1 protein-coding gene and 1 pseudogene are annotated in these 787 nt (G+C 42.4%); both read left to right on the forward strand.

The annotated features are described in order from the left end of the window. Positions 1–369, forward strand: a 369-nt coding sequence (gene panD / locus ACS8FD_RS19360; RefSeq protein ID WP_131481850.1) for an aspartate 1-decarboxylase, incomplete at its 5' end; no start/stop codon positions are given. A gap of 161 nt (positions 370–530) precedes the next feature. Beyond that, positions 531–787: pseudogene (locus tag ACS8FD_RS19365) on the forward strand (calcium/sodium antiporter); the annotation flags it as partial.

The following is a 787-nucleotide window of genomic DNA, read 5'->3' on the forward strand; positions in this document are numbered from 1 at the left end:
ATGCTTAAATGCAAATTGCACCGTGCCCGCGTCACGCATGCTGAGCTGCACTACGAAGGCTCATGCGGTATCGATGGCGACTTATTAGATCTTGCTGGATTACGCGAGAACGAATCTATCGACATCTATAATGTCACCAATGGTAAGCGCTTTCGCACCTACGCTATTCGCGCTGAAGCAGGCTCTGGTATCATCTCATTAAATGGTGCCGCCGCTCATATGGCAGACTTAGGTGATATCGTCATTATTTGCGCTTATGCTCATTTTGACGAAGTTGAAGCCTCGACCTACCAGCCAAAACTGGTTTATTGTAATGAAGATAATACAGTCAAAGACACTGCAAATATTATCCCTGTACAAGTGGCTTAATAGTTCCGATAAAGAGTCAAAAGTGCCCATCTTTATAGTTAGCCTGTATTAGAATTTGCAAAACTATTTATTTCAATACAAAAGCTGAATCCAAATTGTGGTTCGGCTTTTTTTATATCAATCCAGACTTAATAATTCATTATTTTTGAAGGAAAGTACCCATGTGGTTGGCAGGTGTTACGATACTGATTGGTTTAGCCATTCTGGTTTGGAGTGCTGATGTATTCATTGATGGCGCAACCGCATTAGCAAAGACATTAGGTGTACCTAGTTTTCTGATTGGGGTGTTGATCTTAGGATTGGGTACCTCCGCACCTGAGATGGTGGTATCGATATTAGCAGCGCTAGATGGTAGTCCTGAGCTTGCCTTAGGTAATGCTTACGGCTCAAACATCATCAACATTGCGTTAGTCTTGGG

This window comes from Psychrobacter sp. 1U2 (genome assembly GCF_051847575.1).